Source organism: Novosphingobium sp. Gsoil 351 (assembly GCF_009707465.1).
GTDB lineage: Bacteria > Pseudomonadota > Alphaproteobacteria > Sphingomonadales > Sphingomonadaceae > Novosphingobium.
The window spans coordinates 3,236,807-3,252,815 of record NZ_CP046120.1; the positions used below are offsets into that span (position 1 = coordinate 3,236,807).

Sequence of the window (16,009 nt, forward strand, 5' to 3'; positions counted from 1 at the left end):
ATTGGCATCTGGCGTCGATATCGGCACCGAGCGAGCGGCCCTGAGCGTGAGGATCCAACGGGAAACAACCCGCGGGCGGCACGTTTGGCCAGAGCCCCCGATCACTTCTCATGCTTTCAAGTCACCGCCCAACAGGACTAGTCAGTGAAGTCACGTGAGACTGGCCACAGCTCGAGAGACCTGCCTGATGAGGCGGAAGAACTTTCATTAACAGCGCGTAAGATCCTCGAGCTTGCAGCGAAAAAGTGTGCCCGTCTGACCACTGCGGAGAGTTGCACTGGCGGCCTCATCGCCTCCCCTGCTTACCGATCAGCAAGGTCTCGGAAAGTGGTTCGACAGAGGATTCGTCGTTTATACCGAAAAGGCAAAATGTGAGGTGCTCGGCCTTGAGCCAATCGAATTGGCACGCGAAGGCGTGGTCAGCGCGGCTATAGCCAAGCGCCTCGCCGAGCAGGCCCTCGAACGCTCGGACGCTGGTGCTTCCGTCGGAGTAACCGGTTTTGCCGGGCCTGCGGGACAGCGCGACGAGGCCGGTCTCGTCTATCTGGCCGTGACTACCCGCAATGGGTACCTTTGCCAGCGTGAATGCCATTTTGGCGATGTCGGCCGCGATCGCACACGGGCGCTGGCCGCAAGAGCCGCACTCGAAATGCTAGATGATGCGCTTTCCGCGTATAATCCTGGAGACGCCGCATGAGCTCGGCGGCGTTTTTTTATGACGCCGAGGGCTCGGACAGGCCAATCCAGATCGACGAAGCTCTACACCTCGACCAGGTGAGGCAGCATCAGCTCGTGTGGTTCGACCTCGACACGGCGGATGGAGACGTTGTTGCACGGGTTTATGACGAGTTGGCCGTGCCGACGGGCGCGACCCAGGCGCAGCACACGCGAGCCGGACGCGGCGTGGCAGTTTATGAAAGCCTGATCAATTTCCGCTTGGTGCGCGCGTGCGTCGGGGACGATCCCATAAACTTCATCGTCGGCGAACACTGGCTCATCACGGTTTCAACGGGCGGGGTGAGCTATTTCGAGGAATTTCGAGAACGTGATCGGGGGGAGTCACTCTTGGGTGGGTTATCACCTCTTGCCCTCGCCGGATCGCTCATGGATTGGCACCTCGAGGAATTTCACCAGGAAGTCGAAGCCATTCAGCAGCGACTGGATGAGCTCGACAGCGAAATCCTTCATCAGCGCACGCGCAAGTCCCCCTTGGTTGATCTCACGAGACTTCGCCGCCGCACCGCACGGTTGCGCGCACGGCTAGATTGGCATCGGCCGCTGGTCCACGGAATGCTGAGGCCGGACTTTTATCCAGCTGCCAACGAGGACCAGCGCGACTTCTTCCACACGCTCGAAGCGCATTTTAACCGCGCCCAGGAGGCACTCGACCGGGCTCGCGAGCTCGTGGTCGGAAGTTTCGAATTGTACGCTACCAGGACTGCCCAGAATACCAATGATCTCGTCCGGGCTCTCACGATCGTGACAGTCGCGATCGGCTTGTCCGCCGCCGTCGCGGGCGTCTTCGGCATGAACTTTGACATCCCGTTCTTCCACACCGGCGCTGTCGGCTTCGTCATCGTGACAACGGCCATGATCCTGACCGCGTTGGCCCTGTTCTGGTTCGCCCGCGTTCGGGATTGGCTGTAACGACACGGCGCAACGGGAGTCCCGAAAGCGCTGTGCAGCTTCAAGAGCGGGGTTAGGAGCCGTTGGCACTCGGCGCCCCTCGCTGGCCGCGCCGCTGGCGAAGGGGTGGGCCAACCAAAAATTCGACGCCCGGAGCTTCGTTCATCGTAGGTCGCTTGCCAAAGCGTTGCTGCTACGCTCTCAAGAACGGAGGGTCCCTGCTCGTCCATCTCGCACTACCGTTTCCGCCTGGCGCTCATGGCAGTCGATGCATTGGATGCGGCGCTCCGCGAAGCAAATGAGAGGCCTGTCGACCGAACGGTCCTGCACCGGCTCGCCCAGGCTTACTTCCTGGTAACCGAGGTTACTGTTCCGCCTCAAGCGTCCAACCTATGGAGGTTGCTTGGCCACGAGGGCGACTATGCGCAGAAGAGCTGTCGCCAATCCCACGGCGGCGTCGTGTTGGACGGGATGCGGAAGCGCGCGAAGGCAATCGCGGAACGCTGAGACCGGCCGACGGATCGTCGTGAAGATCGGGAATTGCCGGACGTGCTCGGGGCTAAGTAGCAGGGACGCGGATCGTGGTTGCCTGGCACGAATCCTCGCATGCCTGCTCGAGACCGACTCTTGTATGTTGAGCACCCGAGCCCGAAGGCTGAGCGCGCACCTCTTCGGCCTGAAGCTTGATGCGATACATCTTCACCAGCGACTGATGGACATGACGAACGCTGATGTCCGTTTCGGATGCAGCGCGTCGGGACTCTTCCTCAATGCGTTTGCGATAATATTCGATGTTGCTGATCGACATCGAAGTAACTCCCGATAGCGCGCGGAAGCGACTCAATGATTGGGGTGGGAACGCAGTCGCGACTCGCCCCCGCGTGCGAAGAAAATATCGCTACCGCGCAACGCCCACGTCAATATCATTTGAAACAAGTTTCAATCGGTAGGCGATGTTTGTGGGCACCGCGGCTAGGCCGGAGGGTCTATCGAGCAGTGCATTTAGTCGAAGTTGATTGAGGACGGGCTCCACTTGACCGGAAGTCCCGCCCGCCATTGCTGGCATCGCGATTGTGCGCCTGATCGCGGATGCGGTCCAGCAGATTGCGGTCGGCGCTGAACGCTTTACGCCCAATGCGGGACCGGCTGTTTCACCAAGATCCTCCTCAAACCGGGCCGCGAAGATTTGCGCCAGGTGGCCGTACGGCAGACTGCGGCTCCCGTCACAGTCAGCCTCATGCCAATCCGCGGACAGAAGAAAGGGCGTGCACCGATGTTCGTCTCAGGTCGTCAATCCAGTTGCGGGCGGACAAGGTTGTCTTCAAAGCTGACCGCTCTCGTTGAAAGGTTGCTCGCCAGCGGCACGCGGAGCCTTTCCCCACGCTTCCGCCTCTAAAGTACCGGTCAAATTCTTCGCGATAGCGCTGCTCGATCAGCTTGTGATCGGCCGCGGATGCGTCCTCGATCAGTTCCGGAAACCAAGTGCCTTCCTCCTGATAGACGTGGTGCTTGACCGCGCCCTCGAGGTGGCCAAGCTTATCCTCGAAGTCTTGGCTCATCGGATCGAGGCGCTCGAGCAACCCGATCTGGAGCTTCGCGGCCGACTGTTCGGTGTAGGCCATCGTCGCATGGCCGTTCTCCCCGCTATCCGACAGCGCGGGATAGATCACTCCCTCCTCGGCGATCGAGTGCGCGGTCAGGAGTACGGCCAGTTCCTTAAGCTTCTTCTGGCGCGTCGACCCATCGCTCGCAGCCTTCACTGCGGCGAATGCGTCGTCGACCTGTCGGTGGTGATCTAGCACCAGCAACAACCAGGGCGCCTGGTTGGCGCATTGCTCGGCACGCTGGCGCGCTTCCGCGCGACCCTGTTCCGATTCGGGCGGGGTGATGGCGGCAATGGCCCGGTCAAGCAGCGACATGACGATTTCCTTTCCAAATTAGCGGCTTGTGAACCCACGAGAGGCGGAAGGAGTTGTTCGTTTGGAACAGTGGTGACCTGCAAAAGTTCCAGCGCGGAGGCCACGACGAAGCGGTTCGGCCAACGAGGGAGGCATCTTGGCGAAAGACTCCGTTCGTCGCGGTGCTCGAGGGAACGCCTGCGCCGGTGTGGGTTTGAACGGCGGAAGGAGAGCCGCAATGGCCGAAGCCGACACTCGTAACTTGTCCGACGCGCATACTCAGCGGCCCTCGTTGAAAGGCCGGAAGGCGATCGTTACCGGGGGAACCACTGGGATTGGCCGCGCAATCGCGGTGCTACTGGCAGCGGAGGGCGCCAAGGTGTTCGTCTGCGGACGCACGCCCGCGCATCTGGATGACGCCTTGGCACGAATCCGCGAGGTCGGCGAAGGTGACGGCGTGGCCGTCGATCTGTCGGACGACGAGGGAATTGCGCGGTTTTTCGCAGCGGGCGAGGCATATCTGGGCGGGCTCGACATCGCCGTCATCAACGCCGCGATCCCGGCCGGGGCGCTTGCCGATTCCGGCAAGGCCGAGACGCGCTACGAGATCGCGGTCGATTTCACTTCTTACCTTGCCACGACTCAGGCCGCAGTCGAGCGGATGAACGCAGGCTCCGACGTCATTCTGATCGGTTCGATGTCCGCGGTCTCGAAGGGGCCGGGCGCGTCGATCTACGTCGCCGCCAAATCGGGGATCGAGGGCTTCGCTCCCTCGCTGCGCAAGGAACTCGCCGAGAAGGACATCAAGGTCGGGCTGATCGAGCCAGGCTTCACCGGCGCCGATTTCCAGTACCCCGAATTTGCGCCCGAGAAGCAGCGTGAATTAATCACGCAGGACAAGATGCTGCGTGCCGAGGACATCGCCGCCGCGGCGCACTTCATGCTGACCCAGCCGCGGCGTTGTGCGGTGTCGTTGATGCGCGTCGAAACCCGGCTCGAGCATCCGTGAGCACATACGCCTTCGACCGGCTGGTTATGACCCCGCTCCACGTTGATTTGGCGCGCTCGCCGCTCGCGGGCCAGCTCGATGCGGAGACGTATGTGCTGGGTGCTTTCAACCCGGGGATGACGCGGCTCGCCAACGGCAATCTGCTGCTGATGGTCCGCGTCGCCGAGGCGTTGCGCGAACCGGTGCGTGACGGCAAGGTCCACGCCATTCGCTGGGTGGACGGACGGTACGTCCTCGACGGCTGGCCGCTCGCGCTCGCCGACACCGCCGATCCACGCAAGTTCTTGCTCCACGGCGGCGGGTGGAAGGTCATGGCGTTGACAAGCCTGTCGTGGCTGCTGCCGGTCGAACTGACCCCCGACGGGTCGGAGATCGTCTCCATCCACTATGATCGAGCGATCGCACCGCAGGGTTCTTGGCAGTGCTACGGGGTCGAGGACGCACGGATCAGCAAGGTCGGCGACACATACTGGATGACGACGTGCTCGGTCAGCCCTGAACGCCACTCGACCACTCTCTATCGATCGGGCGACGCGCTCGAGTGGAAGTTCGAGGGGATCGTCCTCGATCACCAGAACAAGGACATGCTGATATTCGAAGGCTTAATAGGCGGCGAATATTGGGCGCAGACCCGGCCGCTCGGTGATCTCTATTTCGCTTACCCCCCGGACAGTGAGTGGCGCGCCGGCCCTTCGATCAACCTCGCCAGTTCGCCCGACGGCCTCCACTGGAAGCCCCGGCTGGAGTGCGGCATTCGTCCACACGCGGCAACAGCGCACACCGCGCGAATGGGCGGGGGCGCACCACCGATCCTGACCGAGATCGCGGGCCGACGCGGCTGGCTGAGCCTGTGGCACGGGGTCGAGCCCAAGGAAATCGTCGGCATCTACCGGACATACTGGTCGCTCCTCGACGAGCATGAACCGTGGCGCTGCCTGGCCACCAGCCATACGCCGCTGATCGAGCCTGCGCCCGAACTCACCCGGCCGCTTGACGAGCTGCTCTATGTCCGGGACGTGGTATTCACCGCCGGCATCGCCGATGCCGGAGACCATTTCATCGTCGCCAGCGGCGAGGCGGACTTGTGCTGCCGCATCACCCATCTGCCCAACGATGCTCTGATCTTGTGAAGCGGCGCGGAGCGTGACGCGCGGTAGCGGTCAGAAACATCGCTCACCGATCTCGGCGGTAAGGACCCAAGTCCGGGAACCGGCGCGGCTTTCCCCGGTTCGGGGTGCATTGGCTCAGGAGCGGAATAATGTCCGATAACAAGCAGATGCGGATCGGCAACGATCGTGAGGCGCTCAACGCGGCAGCCGCGAAGCTGGCCAAAGCAGCCGCGTAGGTGGCGATGGATCGGCTCTCACGGCTCAAGGGTGCCGGGTATCTCGTCTCGACGCTGAGCGTGCTGCTGCTCGCGATCGTTTCGTGGGAATCGGCGGCCGCCAAGCCTCTCCTCCTGGCCTGCCTGGTCGGCGGGGTGTGCGCCTCGATCGGCGGCATGGCGCTGCGCTGGATGTCGCACTGTCGCGAGCGGGAAGAAAGCCGATGACCACGCTGCTCGATCGCCCACCCGCCAGCCTGTATCTCGCCGAAGTCGTCGAGGCCCTGGCGTCCGGAGAGTCCGCGCGCGTTGGGCGTTTGGCGATTGGCGCGCTAACCACCGAGGTTATCGCTGCCAGATCGTCGATCTTCGTCGTGATCCGCCGCCCCGGTCGAGGTGGGCTGGCACTGCGCGCAGCTTTCCTGCTCGGGGATTACGACATCACGGCTTCGTCGAACGATGCCCGGCTGGGCATAACCGCGAAGTCGAGCATGGGCACCCACGATATCGAAATCCGGCAAGAGGAGTTTGACCTCCACCGCATCCGCGTGACCACGCGCTTTCGCCCCGCGGCGGACATCCTCATGCCATTCCAGCCGCGCGATCTCTATCCGATCGACGAGCGAGGCAATCCGCTCGCCAGCGAAGGCAGGGTCGAAGCCGCGCAACGTGGGCTCAACAGCGGGCTGCTCTATTTTCGGATGACCAAGCCTGATTTCGGACAAGTCCTGTATTTCCAGAATCTCACCGCCCTGAATCCGTACTTCGAGGCGACCGGGACCAAGCCCGATGGCGTGGTCGGCGGCGAATGGCCCGAACTCGGATTCCTGCTGCCCTCGCAAGCCGTCGACCAATCGGCGCCCGCCAGACCGCTGAAAAGGGGCGAGGAAGTAGTGGTTTCGGATGCGATCCTCGTTTTCCGCGATGCGGTCGGCGAGGACGAGGCGGCCTCCGCGCGCGGGTTCCTGCAGATGCTTGGCGCCGCCTACAAGGCGCTCGATTTGCCCGAGACCGCGTATCGGGACTGGATCGCCAGATCGCGGCGGACGCTCAAGGACCTCGCGACATCGCCCAAGGCAACGATCCGGCATTACGGCAATCTCTACGTCCATCCCTATACTGCCAGCGAATACCCGGACATCATGGTACAGATGTCGGTGATGGCGTCGATCCACGCCTGGGGCAATTGGAACGGGAAGCCCCACCCGCTCGAAGCCAAGCTCAAGAAGGGATTGGGCCGGTTCTTCGATCCAAAGCTCGGCACGCTGCGCCGCTATCTGCCCAACGTCGGCAAGGACAAGGACGCCGACGCGGTCGACAGCTGGTACCTCTATCACCCCCTGCTCAATCTGGGGCGTCTGGCAATTTCGGGCGATGAGCAGTCGCGCGATTTGCTGCTCAAGTCGATCGACTTCGCGATCCGCGCTGCGCACCATTTCGAGTACCGCTGGCCGATCCAGTACAATGTGACCGACTTTACGGTCATCACCCGGGACGCGACCGACGGGCGCGGCCAGACCGATGTCGGCGGACTGTATGCCTACGTGATGCTCCAGGCCTACCAGTTGACCGCCGAGAGCCGGTTCCTCGACGAGGCGCGCGCCGCGATCGATGCCGGGATGGGGCTGCGCTTCAACCTCAACTACCAGGCCAACCTCACCGCATGGGGCGCGGCGGCCTGTATGCGGCTGTGGCGGATCACCAACGACGAGCGCTATCGCGATCAGGGCTACGTGTTTCTCGCCAGCTTCTTCCACAACGCCGAAATCTGGAAGTCTGAGATCGCGGCGGCGCGCCACTACAACAACTTCCTGGCGGTGACCTGTCTGCAAGACGCGCCCTACATGGCGATCTACGAATGCTTCGACAGCTACGCGGCGTTCGAGAACTATCTTGCTGACAGCGGTCCCGATCTCGAACCTGCGGCGCGCATGCTGGTTTCTGAATACTGCAAATACGCTCTCGACCGGGCGTGGTTCTACTATCCCGACGCTCTCCCTGCCGAAATCCTCGCTAAGGACCAGCGCAACGGCCACATCGACTGCAAGCTCAGCTTCCCGCTCGAGGATCTTTATCCCGATGGCCAGCCCGCCGGACAAGTCGGCCAGGAAATCTATGGCTGCGGTGCCGCCTTCATCTTCGCGACCCGATCGCACATGAATGTCGAAGGCGCGACGTTTCGGGTGTTCTGCAACCACTTCATTCGCTCGAGCGAACGCGTCAGTGCCAACGTGCTCAGCATCCAGCTCGACGGCGGAGAGACTTGCGTCGCGGGCCTCAGCATCCTGCGCCTGGGTGCGGGCAAGCTGCCCAAGACGACGGTGCGTGCCGCGGACGGCGAGACCATTCGCGCACGGCGGTCGGTCGGCAAGCGACGTGACTACGAGGTGCCATCCAATGGCAGGATAGTTCTGAGTTGGGAGTGAGGGACTATCGTCCGGACAACGAGGAGAGCAATGTCCAACTGGATCATCGAAGCCGACATTTACCGCCTGGAGAAGGCGCTCGCCGAATCCCCCTACGACGAAGAGCGCTCGAGGCTCAGGCTGCTGCTCGGCAAAAAGAGAAGACTACTCAACGTTGCGCCGCCGCCCGACCTACAAGCCCCGGTCGTAGATACCGCACGGACGCAACTCGGGCGGCGGGGACGCCGCAAACGAACACCCTTGGCCCTTTTGTAGTCGGGTCGCAAACAGCCTACTACGAGGGGAACGCGCATGGATACGGATGCATATTTCGAGCGCCGCCTTGTGGAACAGCCGGAGCTGGCAAAAGTTGCGCCGCGCGCCGATGTCCGCTCCGTCCACCTCATGCTCGCCACCGCGAGGCTCTCGGTATGACCACGCGCCAGCTCGCCCAACGCATCGGTAAGTCGAGGCTTGCCTTCGCCGCAGTGTTGGTCCCTGATCCGTTGCGTGAGGGCAATTCGTAAAGCATTGATTCGCATTGGGACAAGCGCGTTTTGCGCGCTCGCCCCTGTTTCCGTCTCACCGGTGTGCGCCGCCGAAGCGGCACCATCTGCACCGTCCGACGAGGCGGCGTTCAAGGCGCAGATCAAGTTGCTCGAGGAACAGGTGCGCGCGGTTCCCGCTTCAGACCGCGCTTCCGCCCAGGCGATCCTGCGCCAGATCGCCACGCTCAAGCGCGACCGGTTTGGCGCGACTTCGAAGGATTATTTCTACGCCCTGAGCAACCTGGCCATCGAGGCCGAGGAAGCGAAAAATTACGAAGCTTCGATTCAGGCGCGGCGCGAGATGCTGGCGGTTTGCGAGGCGCGCGCCGCGGCGGTCGCTGACCCGCGCAAGCCTGCTCGTTTGGGCGAGGATTCGCCGTACGAGTGCATGCTCTATGCCGCCTACAATCTCGCGTCGGACTTCGAAGAGGCGGGCCATCCTGATCAGGCGCTCGCCGTGCTCAAGCCGCTCGCCACCGATGCCGCCAACGACCGTTCGGCGCTGTTTGCCGAGCGCTATGGCCCCGACACTTTTCCCTACGGTGCGGTGCGCTATCTCAACAAGCCGCTGAACCGCCTCCAGGGCCTTTACGCCAGGCTGGCGCTGGCCCACGGCGACGATTCCGCGAGCGCACTCTCGGCGGCGCACCAGGCCATGCTCAGCGCGCGGCTGTACCGCCAGCACCTTGGCTCAAGCCGCACTGAGGAATGGCAGCTCGGCTCGTCGGAGCACATACTCCTGTCCGACAACGACGCCGGCGAGGACCGCTTTGGCGACTTCGCCCGGCTCTATGCCGATGCCGCGTGGACCGCCGGCAAGCGCGACGCCGAGACCAGCGCAGATGTGTTCCTCACGTTACAGGATGTGACGCTCGACCGCACCACGCGCGCGCTCGGGCGCGCCGCGGCAGAGCGCGCGGCGGCCAAGCATGGCGCGAGCGCCTTGTTCCAGCAACGCGCCGCGCTGAGCCAGCAATCGGAGGCATTGCTCAAGACGCTTGCCGCCAATTCCGGCAACATGACCCAGCCCGAGAAGGATGCCACCTACACCCGGATCCAACAGATCGACGCTTCGCGCGATGCCGTGGACGCGAAGCTCGGCGCCGCCGCACCCGAATTCTTCGCGTTGGTCCGGCCCAGGCCACTTGCGCCGCTTGAGGCGAAGGCGCTGTTCCGGCCGGGCGATGCGGGTCTGCTGGTCATGCCGACAATTTTCGGCACGCACGTCTTCCTGGTCGATCACCAGGGCGTGACCTGGCGACGCTCCGACCTCGGGGCCGACGCGCTCAACAAGCACGTTCGCCGCCTGCTGTGGGATGCGGGCGCCGACGTCGACGCCACCGCGGCGGAAGAACTGCGCTGGCAAAGCGAAGGGACCGGCCAGTTTCCCTTCGACCGCACCACCGCGCACTTGCTCTATCGCGAACTCGTCGAACCGTTTGCGACGCAGCTGAAGAACACGAAGTTCCTGTATATCGTGGCCAGCGGTTCACTTTCCTCGCTGCCGTTTTCGCTGCTGGTGGCCGACACCCCTAGTGGCGCCGATGGCGATCCGGCGGTGCTTCGTGCTACGCCGTGGCTGGGCGACCGGCTCACGCTGCTTCAGCTGCCTTCGCTCCAGACGCTGCAACTGCTGCGCGCGGAGCCGGGTGGCGCCGAGGCCGCCGATCGCCTTGTCGGTTTCGGCGACCCGGTGCTCGACGGCGAGGCGCTCGACCGCGGGGCAAGCCCCAAAGTCCGCAGAACCCGCTCCGGCGGGGGCTTGGCCAGCGCCGGCTTCAACAGCTTTGCCGGCGACCAGCCTTTGGCCGATCCTGCGACGCTGCGGACGCTGGCCCGGCTGCCCGGAACCGCGCGCGAGCTGACCGCTCTGAAGGCCGCGTTCGGACCCGAGCTCAGCCGGATCATGCTCGCCGAGACAGCCCGCGAGACCGCCTTCAAGTCCGCCGACCTCACGCGCCTTTCGGTGCTCGCCCTATCGACGCATGGCTTGCTCACTGGGGAGGCCGGTGCGGCCGAGCCCGGACTGGTGCTGACCCCGCCGGCCACGGCGACCGTAAAGGACGACGGCTATCTCGCCGCATCGGAGATCGCCGGGCTCGACATAGATGCGCAGTGGGTGATCCTGTCCGCCTGCAATACCGCCGGGGGCGACGGCAGCGAGGGCGCGACCGGGCTTTCGGGGCTGGTCCGCGCGTTCTTCTTCGCTGGCGCGCGCAGCGTGCTCGCATCGCACTGGCCGGTGAAGGACGCGGTTGCGGAGAAGATGATTCCGCTGATTTTGACGCTTCAACGCGCGCATCCGGAATGGACCCGCGCCGAAGCACTGCAGGCGGCCGAGAAGGCGATCCGTGACGATGCGGCGGGGGACGCCGATTTCGCCACATGGGCGCACCCCAGCGCTTGGGCGCCTTTTGCGTTTATAGGAGATAGCGGTCGCTAGGAGCGGTGATCGGTGCTGCAGGCTTACGAGGATAGAGGTTGGGATTAAGGTGTAGACTGCGTTCTCGGCTCTCGTTGGCCGTAGGCATAAACTCTGCACGGCGGTTGGTCAGCGCGCCAGCCGACATTGGAATGGCTGATTTCTGGGTGTCGCGGCTTGACTGGCTGCTTTTGCCTGCACTCGCTGAAGACCGGCCTTGCGGGAAACGGCTCTCCTCAAGCACGAACGGATGGCAGTTCATACGCTCCGGCTATCGCTGCGCGAAACGTCAGGAATGTGGCTAACCTTGCGAGGGGCTAATGGCTCAATTGCTATGGCGCGGGAAGCGCTACGCGCCGCACCGTCAGGATCTTGACCGGTGGAGCGAGCATCTGCCCCTTGAGCGCGCCTTCACCCGCGGTCGGGGAGAGCGGCGCGTCCCAAATCTTGCGCGCGACGTCCATCCCCGAAACGACGTGGCCGAAGGCGGCGTAACCAGCCTGCGCCTCGGGATCGGGCGACTTCGGGTCGGCATCGAGCGAAGTCAGGTCGGAAAGCAGGATTGACCAGTCCGCCGTCGCGGTTCCCGGCGCGTTGCGCGCCATCGAGATCGCGCCGGCCTTGTGCAGGATGCCGGTCGTGCTGGTCGGCTCGTGCGCGATCGGCTTCATCACCTTGAGCGGATTGCCCTGGAGCCCGGCCTGGATCAGCCCGTTGGGCTGCTGCCCCCAAGTGAGCTTCATCGACCGGTAGAACGCGATCCCGTCGAACCGCTTGAGGTCGACGTAGCGCACGAAGTTCGCGACCGTGACCGGCGCGTGCTTGTGATCGAGCTCGAGCTCGATCGTGCCCAACTCGGTGACCATCGCGACCCGCACGCTGTCACCAAGCGGCGGGGGCGGGGCTGGTGCGGCGGCGCGGGGTTTGGGCTTAGCCTTGGGCGCGGCGGCATAGGCCGGCAGGGCGAACAGCAGCGGAATGGCGATCAAGGCGAATCGGCGGTTCATTGGGTAATGATGTCGCAGGCGCGCGCCCTGCGCTACAGTCCCGACCCGACCAGCCAGTCGTGGTATATTCGCACCGCGCAGATCTAGAGCGCGCGGTAGCAGCAGATGAACCACTGGCTGTCGGGGCCGGCGACCCCAACGTCGAGCTCTAAGCGCGCCTGGGCGCTGCTCCACCAGGACGGAGTCAGCGATCCGGGCGCGTCGCTGCGAGGTGGTCGCGGACCGAGGTCCATTTCAATTCATCGTACCGGGCGTTGTCCAGCGGATCAAGCTTGCCTTCGCCGCTGAACATGTCCCGCATGTACTGCATGCCCTGCCAGGCCGGGAACACCTCGCGCGGTTGTGGCGCAAGCAGCTTCGTTGCCTTGATGATGAGGCCGAGCGAGCCGATGCTTCCCGCGTAGAGCGGCTTGTAGCGGCGACCGCTTAGCGCGGTCATCGTCTGCGCAATCTGCCGCGCAGGATCCGCGGTGTTTCCAGTTCTAGCACTGCGCGGGCGGTGAAGGCCGCAACGTCGTCCCCCTCATCGTGAAGTCCAAGGGCTGATCGGCGCTACGCCAGTAGAGCACGCGGCGGACGCGCGGCTGGATGATCGGCATCTCTGCGCCGAGCATGTCCATGAAGGCGCCATTGAGGATCGAGGTAACCCGGATCGGCGCTGCGTCGGCGATTGCCATGAACTCGCGCCTGAGGTCGAGATTGCGGTTACGGCCCGGCGTTGTCCGGGTGAAGTCCTCCGCAAAATCCGAAGGCGACGGCGGCCTCAAGCAGCCGGCGCTGGGCATCGATCACGACATCGCGAAGACCGTTGAGCGTCGACACAACGCACAGGGCGCCATGGCACGCGGACACCACGTCATCGCGATCGTGCAAATCCACCGCAACGAGTTCGACACCTGTCTTCTCAAGGACGTCGCGCTTGAGTGCAGGGATGGAAGTACGGACAAGAGCGCGAACCTGGGCGCCTTGGGTAGCCAAGGTCCGGGCGATCCGGCCGCCCAAGTCTCCGCTTGCACCCGCGAGCACGATCAAGGGGCGCTCTTCAGTCAACTATCGGTCTCTCGGGAACGATTGCGATGCATTCGGCTCAAGCCGCGACCCTGGCGCGCGCCGAGACTGTCTCCTCACAGCGAACTTCGAAGTTGCGCAGCGCCACCGGACCAAACGCGGTGGTCAGGGCGGCATCCGCGGCGTCGCGCCCGACCGCCATCAGCACCCGTCCGATTCGCCTCCGGTTGTGGCGCGGGTCGAATGTGTGCCAGCGATCTCCGAGCCAGACTTCGATCCACGCCGAGAAGTCCATCGGCAGATCCACTGGGGCTATGCCGATGTCGCCGAGGTAGCCCGTGCAGTAACGCGCCGGGATATTCATGGCCCGGCACAGTGCGATCGCCAGGTGAGCGTAGTCGCGGCACACCCCGACGCGCTGGTCGAAGGCGCCCATCGCCGTCCGATAGCGATTGGCGTCCTCGTATCCGAACGCAATCCGCCCGTGGGTGAAGTCGACGATTTCCTGGACCCGGGTCCACCCCGGCTCGATGTGACCGAACAAGTCCCAGGCGGTCTTGCCGAGCAGGTCGGACTCGCAATAGCGGCTCGGAAGGAGGAACGGCAGAACCTCGTCCGGCAGACGCTCGATCGGGTGCTCGTTGGCATCCAGCGTGACCGGTTCCGGTTTGCCGCTGTCTTCGACGACGAAGTCGCAGCTCAACTCAATGCCACCGGCCGGAACGGTTAATCGGGTGCAGACGTTGCCGAAGCCGTCTACAAAATCGAAGCGGGGCACGTCCGGCGCCAACGAAATGCGATGGGGACACCTCAGGTCGCGCCGGCGCTCGGGGCGTATGCTCAGCAGCGCGATCATCGGCGTTGCGCGCTCGGCACTGAAGGCAATTGTATATCCGCAGCTGATCAACATTGTGCGACCTTTCAAGCGAGCACAACGCGCGCGGCCGCGTTCCGCTCCAGCAAGGTCACACAAACACGATGTAAATTGCGCCAGATCACAAAGGCCGCTTCCCCCGGTGAACATCACGATCCAGACAGGCGGATATCGGCCCCTCTGCATCTACGGACACCCTTAGCCGTTGACGATGGTCCCGCCGTTGGGATGGAGCACCTGCCCCGACATGTACGAGGAATCCTCGCAGGCCAGGAACAGGAACGCCGGGGCGACCTCGTTGGGTTGGCCGGGGCGGCCCATCGGGGTGTCCGCACCAAAGTGCGCAAGCTTCTCGGGCGAAGAGCCGCCGCAGGGGTTTAGCGGGCTCCAGATCGGCCCCGGCGCCACCGCGTTGACGCGGATACCGTCCCCGATGAGGTTCTCCGACAGTGAACGCGTGAACGCGGTTATCGCGCCCTTGGTGCTCGAATAGTCGAGCAGTTCCTTGCTGCCTTGATACATCGTGATCGAGGTGCAGTTGATGATCGACGCGCCCTTTTTCAGGTGCGGCCGCGCCGCCTGGACCAGATAGAACATCGCGAAGATGTTGGTCTGGAAGGTGCGTTGGAGCTGCTCGACGGTGATGTCGCGAATGTCCTTGTCGGGGTGCTGCTCGCCGGCGTTGTTGACCAGCACGTCGACCCGGTCCCATCGCTCGATCGTTTCCGCGACGAGCCGCTTGCCCACCTCGGGGTCGCCGAGATCGCCGGGAAACGTCAGCGCCTCGGCGCCTTCCGCCTCGCACAGCTGCTTGGTCTTTGCCGCGTCGTCATGTTCACAGAGGTAGGCAATCGCGACTTTTGCACCCTCGCGCGCAAAGAGCACCGCCACCGCCCGGCCGATCCCTCTGTCCGCCCCGGTGACGATCGCCACTTTGCCCATGAGCCGCCCCGATCCGGGATAACGGGGCTGCCACTCAGGCTTGGGCTCAAGCCTGGATTCGTGGCCCGGCATCTTCGGTTCTTCGGCAATTGGCTCGATCAGCGCGGCTTCTGCGGTTTTCGTATCGGTCATGGCAATATCCCTTCGCCACCAAGAACCCGTTGGCCGTGAAAGAGTTCTCGATTGTGTAGGGTTGATCGCGCTCCTGCCTCAGTCCGTTTCGGAGACTGCGTTATGACCCTCAAGGCGTTGGCGCTAAACTGCACACTCAAGACCGGTGGCCAAGAAGGCAGCTCCACGGACGCGATGATCGCGGTCTTGGAGAAAGCCTTTAAGGCCGATAAAGTCGAAGTTACCGAAACGGTTCGAGTAGTCGATCTCAATATCACGCCGGGCGTCACGTCGGACGAGGGCGCAGGGGATGAATGGCCCGCTCTGCGAACGAAGATCCTCGCCCACGACATTCTGATCTTCGGCGGGCCGATCTGGATGGGGCAGGTCTCGAGCGTCGCCAAACGTGTCCTGGAAAGGATGGACGCCTTCCTGAGTGAGACCGACGAGCAAGGCCGGATGCCAAGCTACGGCAAGGTGGCGGTCGCCGCGATCGTGGGCAACGAGGACGGCGCGCATTTCTCCTCGGCGCAGCTATTCCAGGCACTTAACGATGTCGGTTGCACGCTACCCGCGGTCGCGGCATGCTACTGGGTCGGCGAAGCGATGGGCTCAACCGACTTTGTCGACCTGAAGCGAACTCCACAGAAGGTCACTGAGAGCGCAAAGATGGTGGCAGGCAACGCTGCGCACCTCGCAAAGTTGCTGAAAAAGACGCCTTATCCGGGATAGCTGCCGCCGAAGATGGAATGCTCTGACGCGCTCGGCTGAAGCCATAGACGGCGCGAGCGCACCCCCCCAATACCGGCTACCCCGCCGCGCCGTGGAGGAAAAA

At 63.7% G+C, this 16,009-nt stretch carries 19 protein-coding genes; 11 read left to right on the top strand and 8 right to left on the bottom strand.

The genetic code is table 11. From position 1 onward, the window contains the following. The first annotated feature begins 144 nt into the window (after positions 1–144). From GKE62_RS19835 to GKE62_RS15660, 3 genes are read left to right on the top strand one after another with little or no spacing between them, the layout of a single operon-like run. A complete protein-coding gene (locus GKE62_RS19835; RefSeq protein ID WP_154693041.1) occupies positions 145–375 on the top strand; it encodes a CinA family protein in 231 nt (76 codons plus the stop codon). Next, positions 299–697, top strand: a complete 399-nt coding sequence (locus tag GKE62_RS19840; protein ID WP_370516106.1) for a CinA family protein — start codon at positions 299–301, stop codon at positions 695–697. The genes GKE62_RS19835 and GKE62_RS19840 overlap by 77 nt, the downstream gene beginning before the upstream one ends. Then, positions 694–1,647 carry a magnesium transporter CorA family protein gene (locus GKE62_RS15660; RefSeq protein ID WP_154693043.1) on the top strand — a complete coding sequence of 318 codons (954 nt, stop codon included), beginning with the start codon at positions 694–696 and terminating at the stop codon, positions 1,645–1,647. Before GKE62_RS19840 ends, GKE62_RS15660 begins: the two co-directional genes overlap by 4 nt. Before the next feature lie 538 nt (positions 1,648–2,185). On the opposite strand, the gene GKE62_RS15665 is transcribed toward GKE62_RS15660, so the two are convergent. Both GKE62_RS15665 and GKE62_RS15670 read right to left on the bottom strand, forming a co-directional pair. Further along, a complete protein-coding gene (locus GKE62_RS15665) occupies positions 2,186–2,434 on the bottom strand; it encodes a hypothetical protein (protein ID WP_154693044.1) in 249 nt (82 codons plus the stop codon). 427 nt (positions 2,435–2,861) lie between these two features. Continuing rightward, on the bottom strand, positions 2,862–3,545 hold the full coding sequence (locus tag GKE62_RS15670; protein ID WP_154693045.1) for a hemerythrin domain-containing protein: 684 nt from the start codon (positions 3,543–3,545) through the stop codon (positions 2,862–2,864). Positions 3,546–3,762: 217 nt separating this feature from the next. Here GKE62_RS15670 and GKE62_RS15675 point away from each other — a divergent pair, with 217 nt between their 5' ends. The 7 genes from GKE62_RS15675 to GKE62_RS15700 all read left to right on the top strand — a co-directional run bounded on the left by GKE62_RS15675 (position 3,763) and on the right by GKE62_RS15700 (position 11,253). Continuing rightward, positions 3,763–4,533, top strand: coding sequence for an SDR family oxidoreductase (locus GKE62_RS15675; protein WP_154693046.1), 771 nt, complete (start codon positions 3,763–3,765; stop codon positions 4,531–4,533). Between the two features lie 26 nt (positions 4,534–4,559). After that, positions 4,560–5,663 (top strand): glycosidase, encoded by a 1,104-nt coding sequence (locus GKE62_RS15680; protein WP_154693769.1) that lies wholly within the window; start codon positions 4,560–4,562, stop codon positions 5,661–5,663. Between the two features lie 221 nt (positions 5,664–5,884). Then, positions 5,885–6,085 (top strand): hypothetical protein, encoded by a 201-nt coding sequence (locus GKE62_RS15685; RefSeq protein ID WP_195908460.1) that lies wholly within the window; start codon positions 5,885–5,887, stop codon positions 6,083–6,085. Then, positions 6,082–8,283, top strand: coding sequence for a hypothetical protein (locus GKE62_RS15690; RefSeq protein ID WP_154693048.1), 2,202 nt, complete (start codon positions 6,082–6,084; stop codon positions 8,281–8,283). Before GKE62_RS15685 ends, GKE62_RS15690 begins: the two co-directional genes overlap by 4 nt. Before the next feature lie 30 nt (positions 8,284–8,313). Continuing rightward, positions 8,314–8,538, top strand: a complete 225-nt coding sequence (locus tag GKE62_RS15695; protein ID WP_154693049.1) for a hypothetical protein — start codon at positions 8,314–8,316, stop codon at positions 8,536–8,538. Positions 8,539–8,574: 36 nt separating this feature from the next. Next, positions 8,575–8,697 (top strand): hypothetical protein, encoded by a 123-nt coding sequence (locus tag GKE62_RS19485; RefSeq protein WP_255453331.1) that lies wholly within the window; start codon positions 8,575–8,577, stop codon positions 8,695–8,697. 153 nt (positions 8,698–8,850) lie between these two features. Continuing rightward, positions 8,851–11,253: a CHAT domain-containing protein gene (locus tag GKE62_RS15700; protein WP_154693050.1), complete on the top strand. Its 2,403-nt coding sequence runs from the start codon at positions 8,851–8,853 to the stop codon at positions 11,251–11,253. 311 nt (positions 11,254–11,564) lie between these two features. Here GKE62_RS15700 and GKE62_RS15705 read toward each other — a convergent pair whose 3' ends face one another. The 6 genes from GKE62_RS15705 to GKE62_RS15720 form a co-directional block, all read right to left on the bottom strand. Continuing rightward, positions 11,565–12,239 (bottom strand): peptidylprolyl isomerase, encoded by a 675-nt coding sequence (locus GKE62_RS15705; protein WP_154693051.1) that lies wholly within the window; start codon positions 12,237–12,239, stop codon positions 11,565–11,567. 184 nt (positions 12,240–12,423) lie between these two features. Continuing rightward, positions 12,424–12,678 (bottom strand): hypothetical protein, encoded by a 255-nt coding sequence (locus GKE62_RS19170; RefSeq protein WP_230206748.1) that lies wholly within the window; start codon positions 12,676–12,678, stop codon positions 12,424–12,426. Positions 12,679–12,721: 43 nt separating this feature from the next. Then, positions 12,722–12,916: a hypothetical protein gene (locus tag GKE62_RS19175; protein ID WP_230206749.1), complete on the bottom strand. Its 195-nt coding sequence runs from the start codon at positions 12,914–12,916 to the stop codon at positions 12,722–12,724. A gap of 28 nt (positions 12,917–12,944) precedes the next feature. Continuing rightward, positions 12,945–13,265 carry an NmrA family NAD(P)-binding protein gene (locus GKE62_RS19180; RefSeq protein ID WP_230207091.1) on the bottom strand — a complete coding sequence of 107 codons (321 nt, stop codon included), beginning with the start codon at positions 13,263–13,265 and terminating at the stop codon, positions 12,945–12,947. 61 nt (positions 13,266–13,326) lie between these two features. Beyond that, positions 13,327–14,157, bottom strand: coding sequence for a transglutaminase family protein (locus tag GKE62_RS15715; protein WP_154693770.1), 831 nt, complete (start codon positions 14,155–14,157; stop codon positions 13,327–13,329). A gap of 162 nt (positions 14,158–14,319) precedes the next feature. Next, positions 14,320–15,195: an SDR family oxidoreductase gene (locus GKE62_RS15720; protein WP_195908461.1), complete on the bottom strand. Its 876-nt coding sequence runs from the start codon at positions 15,193–15,195 to the stop codon at positions 14,320–14,322. A 102-nt stretch (positions 15,196–15,297) separates the two neighbouring features. On the opposite strand from GKE62_RS15720, the gene GKE62_RS15725 reads away from it, so the two are divergent. Then, the gene (locus GKE62_RS15725; protein ID WP_154693052.1) at positions 15,298–15,906 is read left to right on the top strand and encodes a flavodoxin family protein; all 609 of its coding nucleotides are present in this window, start codon (positions 15,298–15,300) and stop codon (positions 15,904–15,906) included. Positions 15,907–16,009: the final 103 nt, after the last annotated feature.